The 7,157-nt window shown below is 52.5% G+C and carries 9 protein-coding genes and 1 pseudogene; all 10 read left to right on the top strand.

Annotation, left to right across the window (positions count from 1 at the left end; genetic code table 11):
- The coding region (locus UC14_RS26120) for a conserved phage C-terminal domain-containing protein (RefSeq protein ID WP_198670123.1) at window positions 1–585 on the top strand (585 nt) is incomplete at its 5' end.
- Complete coding sequence (locus UC14_RS26115; protein ID WP_112198741.1) at window positions 582–1,706, top strand: site-specific DNA-methyltransferase; 1,125 nt, start codon at window positions 582–584, stop codon at window positions 1,704–1,706. The genes UC14_RS26120 and UC14_RS26115, both read left to right, overlap by 4 nt.
- Window positions 1,699–1,860, top strand: a complete 162-nt coding sequence (locus UC14_RS26940) for a hypothetical protein (RefSeq protein ID WP_198670122.1) — start codon at window positions 1,699–1,701, stop codon at window positions 1,858–1,860. Before UC14_RS26115 ends, UC14_RS26940 begins: the two co-directional genes overlap by 8 nt.
- Window positions 1,851–2,213 carry a RusA family crossover junction endodeoxyribonuclease gene (locus UC14_RS26110; protein ID WP_112198740.1) on the top strand — a complete coding sequence of 121 codons (363 nt, stop codon included), beginning with the start codon at window positions 1,851–1,853 and terminating at the stop codon, window positions 2,211–2,213. Before UC14_RS26940 ends, UC14_RS26110 begins: the two co-directional genes overlap by 10 nt.
- On the top strand, window positions 2,210–2,911 hold the full coding sequence (locus tag UC14_RS26105; RefSeq protein WP_112198739.1) for a phage antirepressor KilAC domain-containing protein: 702 nt from the start codon (window positions 2,210–2,212) through the stop codon (window positions 2,909–2,911). The genes UC14_RS26110 and UC14_RS26105 overlap by 4 nt, the downstream gene beginning before the upstream one ends.
- Window positions 2,908–3,921, top strand: a complete 1,014-nt coding sequence (locus UC14_RS26100; RefSeq protein ID WP_112198738.1) for a DUF968 domain-containing protein — start codon at window positions 2,908–2,910, stop codon at window positions 3,919–3,921. Before UC14_RS26105 ends, UC14_RS26100 begins: the two co-directional genes overlap by 4 nt.
- Window positions 3,922–3,934: 13 nt before the next feature.
- Window positions 3,935–4,753 carry an antitermination protein gene (locus UC14_RS26095; protein ID WP_112198737.1) on the top strand — a complete coding sequence of 273 codons (819 nt, stop codon included), beginning with the start codon at window positions 3,935–3,937 and terminating at the stop codon, window positions 4,751–4,753.
- 532 nt (window positions 4,754–5,285) lie between these two features.
- Window positions 5,286–6,341, top strand: coding sequence for a site-specific DNA-methyltransferase (locus tag UC14_RS26090; RefSeq protein WP_198670121.1), 1,056 nt, complete (start codon window positions 5,286–5,288; stop codon window positions 6,339–6,341).
- A 471-nt stretch (window positions 6,342–6,812) separates the two neighbouring features.
- The gene (locus UC14_RS26085; RefSeq protein ID WP_112198736.1) at window positions 6,813–7,031 is read left to right on the top strand and encodes a class II holin family protein; all 219 of its coding nucleotides are present in this window, start codon (window positions 6,813–6,815) and stop codon (window positions 7,029–7,031) included.
- A 2-nt stretch (window positions 7,032–7,033) separates the two neighbouring features.
- Window positions 7,034–7,157 (top strand): annotated as a pseudogene (locus UC14_RS26080) (lysozyme); the annotation flags it as partial.

The raw sequence follows: 7,157 nt of genomic DNA, 5'->3' as shown, positions 1-7,157 counted from the left end.
AAACAAGATCCATCAGATAATAAAACCTCTTGTCAGCCTGCTGCGCAGACCGACGCCGAAGTTGAAATTACTGATCAAGCCAAACAGGTACTGAAACACCTGAACCAAATCACCGGTTCCCGCTACCAGCCCACTAATAGCTCACTGGAAAACATGCGTGCTCGTCTCCGTGAAGGCCACACACTGGAAGAACTGCAACTGGTTATCGAATACAAGCAGGTTCACTGGGGCGACTCTCCAAAAATGGCTGAATATCTTCGCCCGGCAACTCTGTTCCAGCCAGCCAAGTTTGAAGGCTACCTGCTCAGCGCGACCAAATGGGCGAAGAGCGGGCGTCCGGTCTGTGTGAACGGAAAATGGACCGCTGAAGGTGGGGTAGAAGTTGATGCGGCTGAGCGCGACGCGGCTTACCGCCGGTTTATCAGCGGCGTTGCGGCGACTAAGGCACCGAGTGCGTTGGAAAAAATGGTGTGCACAGAGGCCAGCAAAGCCAGCGTTCGCAGCATGCGCGCTGATTTCGCCATAACGACTTGGGCCAAGATTTGGAAAGAATGCGCCCAGCGCCAGCAGGGAGTGAAAGCATGAGCTATCAACTGAACGTCGGCCGTTGTGAAGATGTCCTGATCGGCGTAGCAGATAACAGCGTCGATTCTATAGTCACCGATCCCCCGTACGGGCTGAACTTCATGGGTCACAAGTGGGATTATCAGGTCCCAACCGTTGATCAGTGGGCTGAATGCCTGCGGGTTCTCAAGCCAGGCGGCCATCTTTTGGCATTTGGTGGAGCACGTACCTATCACCGACTGGTGGTAAATATTGAAGATGCTGGTTTTGAGATCCGCGACCAACTGATGTGGATTTACGGTAGCGGTTTTCCGAAGTCTAAAAATCTTCATGGCGAAAACGCCGGGATGGGTACCGCACTTAAACCAGCGCATGAACCGATCGTAATGGCTCGCAAACCGCTTATCGGGAATGTTGAGACGAACGTCGAACAGTTCGGTACCGGCGCGCTGCACATCAATATCTCCCGTGTTCCGACGGAAGAGACCCTAACGGGTGGCGCTGGCGCACTCTTGTCGCATGTTCGAGATGATAAAGCGCCAGACTGCGCCGAATGGCAGCCAGATCAGCTTGGTCGCTGGCCTGCAAACATCATTCATGACGGTAGTGAAGAAGTAATCGCCGCATTTCCTGACGCAAAGGGCCAACAAGGCGACCTGAAAACTACGGGTAAATCTCGGCCCGCACGCGTTTGTTATGGCGATATGAACGCACCGCGCGAACATGCCGCTCGAGTGGAGATCAGCAGGTCAGCCGCACGATTCTTCTACTGCGCGAAGGTCACTAAGACAGAACGCGATGAAGGAATGGAAAGATTTGTACCAGTCACAGCATCTGAAATGACCGGCGGCCGCGTAGAGGGAAGCGCTGGTCTCAATGATCCGCGTGCTGGCGCTGGGCGAACATCTGGTGCACGTAATGCTCATCCAACCGTTAAACCCTGCGAACTGATGCGCTATCTCTGCCGCCTGATAACACCTGCGGGCGGCACGGTACTGGATCCGTTTATGGGTTCTGGTTCTACCGGGAAAGCCGCCATTCTTGATGGTTTCAGTTTCATCGGTATTGAACTCGATCCCGACCACCTGACCACCGCCGCCGCGCGCATTGCTCACTCAGTGAAGGTGATTGCTGATGAATGAACTTCAGAGAATCTGGCTTGATGCCTACCGCGGTTACCTCAAGGCCGCTTCTTATACGGGCGAGCTTTGCCCGTCAGATTATACGGCCGCAGGGGAACATGCTGACGCTGTGCTGAACAGCCTGATGAAAGCAGGGGAGGTTGCATGCAACTGATCCTGCCATTCCCGCCCAGCGTAAACGGCTACTGGCGCTCCACACAAAAGGGCGTGCTGATCAGCGAGCGCGGGCGAACCTTCCGTTCAAACGCGCTGGCGGCCATTTATCAGCAGTTGCGCAGCCGTCCGACGGCACTACTCACCGAACTGGATGTGCATCTGGTGCTGTTCCCACCGAACAGGGCGAAGCGGGATTTAGATAATTTCCAGAAGGCGCTGTTTGATGGCCTGACTCATGCGGGGATCTGGAAGGACGACAGCCAGGTCAAACGCATGACGGTCGAATGGGGACCGGTGACTAAAGGCGGCAAAGCGGAAATAACCATCAGTGATTTTGAGGAGGTTTCATGAACGCATTAACCAACGTTAAAAATGATCCGGGCTTCACTGCAATGAGCAGTCTCGAAATCGCTGGTCTGTGTGATAAGCGGCACGATCATGTGATGGCAGACATCCGTTCAATGCTGGAACAGCTCAATATTCAATCTCCCGAGTTTTCGGGAGATTACCGGGATGACCGTGGACGGACTTATCCGCTTTACCACCTACCGCGCGATCTGTGCCTAACGCTGGTATCTGGCTACAGCGTGGTGTTACGGAAAAGAGTCATCGATCGGTGGCTTGAATTGGAGGAAGGGAAAACTCCGCAAATTCCGCAGTCATTGCCGGAAGCGTTAAGGCTTGCCGCTGATCTGGCTGAGCAGAAACAGGTCTTGGAATCTCAGCTGGCGCAGGCGGCTCCCAAGGTTGAATTTGTGGATCGGTATGTCGCTGCCCGCGGCTCAATGGGTTTCCGCCAGGTATGCAAATTACTTCAGGCAAAAGAAACGGATTTCCGTCTGTTCTTGCTGGACAAGAAAATCATGTATCCGCTGGGCGGCACGCTGGCGCCTTTTGCCCAGCATCTGGATGCAGGACGATTTGAGGTTAAGACGGGTACCAGCCTGACGAGTAATCATAATTTCAGCCAGGCGCGATTTACCCCGAAAGGCATTAAATGGATTGGTGGAATGTGGGCTGATCACCTGAGACAGGAGAACGCAGCGTGAGAGCATTACTGAAACCCTATCCTCAGAGGGAACTGGGGATCGTACAGTTCGCACTGCCAGCGGACATGGTGAAGTTCTTCAGTAGTAAACGCCTGCTGATCACCAACGAGCCAGCCGAACTCCATACCCTGCCTGATGGTGTGGTACCGGCAGAAGCTCAGTCTCTTTCACGTGACCCGCGTCTGTCTTGTTTCCTGTCATCACCAGCGGTAATTACCAGAGTTGGTGGCATGGACGCGCTGACGCTTTGGGTTAAACGCCACCGTGTGTGCCAGTGTCCGGACTACAACGGGGAATTTCATCACCATGAGCTGGTACAGGTGCCCCGCGGGCGCGGCGTGGTCTGCCTGTGCTGGGCGCATGACAACGAGTTTCGGGAAAAAGAATCGCCAAAACTGGATGCTATCGCGCTGGCGAACGCAGCCGAGTTTGTGACTGAGGCAATCCGGTACCGTTATGGGTTGCCAGACGGGCGGCACCTTACTTTGCCGGAACTCTGCTGGTGGGCTGTGTCGAAGGGGCTAGTTCACCAGGTGCCGGAAGAAATTATTTGCGAAGCGCTGGGGGTTAAATACAAACCGCCGGGCGGCCAGGGTAAAGAAGCGGACGTGAATCCGTGGGAGAAACAGCCACAGGAGCTTCTAGCAAACAACATCAAACCTGTGTTGGCGCTGGCAATCGACCCTGAGACGCCGGAATCATATGTCCGGATCCCCAAGCGCCGCCGGTACGAAAACGCAAAATACACCCAATGGGTAAAGCGCCAGCCATGCTGCGGCTGCGGCGACCCATCCGACGATCCGCACCACATCACCGGCAATGGCTTTGGCGGTATGGCAACAAAAGCGCATGACCTGTTCGTGATCCCGCTGTGCAGACGGTGTCACGACTCACTTCATGCGAATACACCGGCTTGGGAAGAAGAACATGGTGATCAGATGTATCTGGTCATGAAGACATTAGACCGCGCGCTGGCGACGGGCGTTATCGCTACCGGCAAACAAAAATAAGTGTGGAGACAGCATGAACCTTGAAACGATTTTGAAGCATTTTTCCCCGAAAGGGTTATCGATCAGCGACAGTTCCCGCGCGACGGCCAGCGATGGACTGAACATCACCGACATCATGGCGGCGCTTGGCATGACACAAAGCGGAGCTGAATTCGGCCTTCGTCTGTTCCTGGCAAAAGCCGGCATCAGCCAGCAGGACAAAACCATAGCGGTCGGCATGCTCACACAATACGCCAAACAGCACGCACCGAAGCATATCGGCAAAGTCGCTGGGCGACGCATGGCTGAATGCCTGCGTATTATGGCGAGGATGGCTTTTGAAGATTACGCGCGCTCGGCGGCGGCCACGTCTGATTGTCCGTGCTGTTCAGGTACCGGCTTTTTGAAAGAGAAAAGAACCTTCATAAATCAGTTGGCAATCGACCGTCAGCACCTTATTGATTCTCTTCCTGGAAATCTTGGGCTGCTTTACCGCGATGAAATGAAGTCCAAAACTGAAGGGGAAGAGATAGTTGATGTCATTTGCCAGCCATGCAAAGGGAAGGGAGTTATATCGAGCCGTTGCCGGTGTAACGGCACGGGAAAAGTAGTCGATCGGGAAAAATCCATTCTGATGGGCCTGCCGGTAGAAAAGGAATGCCCGCGCTGTCATGGCGTTGGTTATTCGCGCCTGCCAGCGTCAGTAGCGCACCGCGCTGTGAAAGCGTTATTGCCAGAGTTGCCGGAGAGAACATGGAACAACAGCTGGAAACCGTTCTATGAGAAGCTCATCACCAAATGCTTCATTGAAGAGTCGGCGGCGGAATCGGAATTTAAAAAGGTGACCCAGTGATTTAGACGTTGCAAAAGTTGCCGAATCTGGCTAGATTTATCCCAATGATGGGAAATTATACCTGATATCAAGCCTCGGCATACGCCGGGGCTTTGTCGTTTCTGGAGGATAGTAAAATGCACCAGTAAACGGACAGACCGCAGGCGTCAGCCAACACCGCAGTAGTGATGCTGTCCCGAGTCCCCATCGAGGGAGCCAGATGCAGGTCCGAACTGCAATATGCGCTGGTGAGGGTTAATAAAGAAAAAGACATACCGGTAGAGCAGCGCGCCAGCCAAACGCGCACCAGTTATTAGCGGCGAGGAGCTACAGAGCACTCAAGGGCATGAGCGCGGCCACTGCGAGAAGTGGTTTCGAATAAAGAAAAGCCCCGGCATATGCCAGGGCTAAATTGTTTGTGGAATGGGCGGCGTACATGATGCTGATAACATCGTGCACGCCATTCGCCCGTTAGTTGGTCACGAGCGAACCTAGGCCCATTGCTGATGTGCACACAGCAAATGGAGCCTATCAAAAAGGGCGTCTCTGATCTATGAAAAATACTGTGAATTTAAACAGTATAAATATTATTTGTGCTGACTCACTCCAATACATCAAAACCTTACCTGATAACTGCATTGACCTGATAGCCACGGACCCTCCGTATTTCAGGGTTAAATCATGCAAATGGGACAATCAATGGCCTGACGAGTCAGCTTATCTGGCGTGGCTTGACGAGATGTTTGCGGAGTTCTGGCGTGTACTAAAACCATCAGGCAGCCTGTACGTCTTTTGCGGTTCGCGTTTGGCTGCTGACACTGAGTTACTGATGCGTGAGCGGTTCAAAATTCTGAACCACATCATCTGGGCCAAACCTTCTGGGCCGTGGAACAGACAGCACAAAGAAGACTTGAGGTCGTATTTCCCAGCCACTGAGCGGATCCTCTTCGCTGAGCATTACAGCGGTCCTTATAGAGGTAAGGCATCAAGTTATTCCGCGCAGTGCAAGGAACAGCGCAAAAATACGCTCAAGCCTCTGGTGGATTATTTCAGTGATTCCCGCAAAGCGTTGGGGATAAGTGCTAAAGAAATTCATCAGGCAACGGGTAAGCAAATGGCTTCGCATTGGTTCAGTGAGAGCCAGTGGCAATTACCCAGTGAGAAAGACTATCTGGCGCTTCAAAGCTTGTTTGATCGCGTAGCCCGCGAAAAGCATGCTCGGCAAGAGCTGGAACTTCCTCACCATCAGTTGGTAGTTGAATATCATTCATTATCCCGACGTTATGCGGATCTGGTGGATGAGCTAAAGCGTTTGAGGCGGCCTTTCACAGTGACGAGTCTCGTTCCGTTTACTGACGTGTGGACGTATAAGTCAGTTCAGTATTATCCCGGTAAACATCCGTGCGAAAAGCCAGCCGAAATGATGAGAGACATCATTAACGCCAGCAGTAGACCGGGTGATGTAGTGGCTGATTTTTTCATGGGATCAGGTTCCACGATAAAAGAAGCCATCAAGCTGGGACGTTTCGCGCTGGGCGTGGAACTCGAAGAGGAACGGTATAACCAGACGTTGGGAGAAATATTCCCTGAACAGTCTAATACCTCATAACACATTACAGCCCCGGCATAGTCTGGGGCTTTTTTATGCCCTCGATTCGTGGAGGACAATAACAGCGATAAGGGGTTTATCATGTCCAATCCAACGGCCCTTGCCATGGTCACTGATTTCTCGGGCTAGATCACAATGTTGTGTTTTATTGGTCTAAAAATGGTTAAATTCGCAAATATTGTTAAATGTCATCAGGATTAATCTGAGATGATGAATTCGCCCCTTCAAGAGCTAAGCCATTACGAGTGCCGGAGATAAGCGCCGGGTGGGGCAGGCACTACATCTTTAATTACAGAAGTTACTTGAACCCGCCAATGTGCGGGTTTTTGCGTTTTTGAGGCTGCCAATTTGGTGGCCTTTTCTCGTTTTGGCGGCCAGTCAATCAGCTAACCACTCATCCTTTCGCAAACGGACTGAGCCGCTAAATACCTCACTACTACGCACCCAACCGGCAGACCGGAGGGGGAGACTATGAAAATGGACAAACTAACTACCGGTATAGCCTACGGTTCTGCTGGTGGCAGTTCCATGTTCTGGCTCTACCGCCTATTGAATTCGTTTACTCCCGAACAGTGGACCGCAATTGGAGTGCTTGGCGGTCTGTTCTTCGCATTCGTGACGTGCCTGATCAATGTCGGATTCAAAATCTGGGACCGCAAACACAATATGGTGCGGCGCGACGAGGACTGAACATGGCAAACCTGAAAACAAAACTCAGTGCTGCCATGCTGGCGCTGATTACCGCTGGTGCCTCAGCTCCCGTCATGATGGCTCAGTTTCAGAAAGAAAAAGAGGGAACCAGCCTGATTGCTTATC

The organism is Rahnella sp. NRRL B-41462, from assembly GCF_003263525.1.
Lineage (GTDB): Bacteria > Pseudomonadota > Gammaproteobacteria > Enterobacterales > Enterobacteriaceae > Rahnella > Rahnella aceris.
The sequence above is the reverse complement of the archived record's forward strand: the minus strand, read 5'-3'. Positions and strand labels throughout refer to the sequence as shown.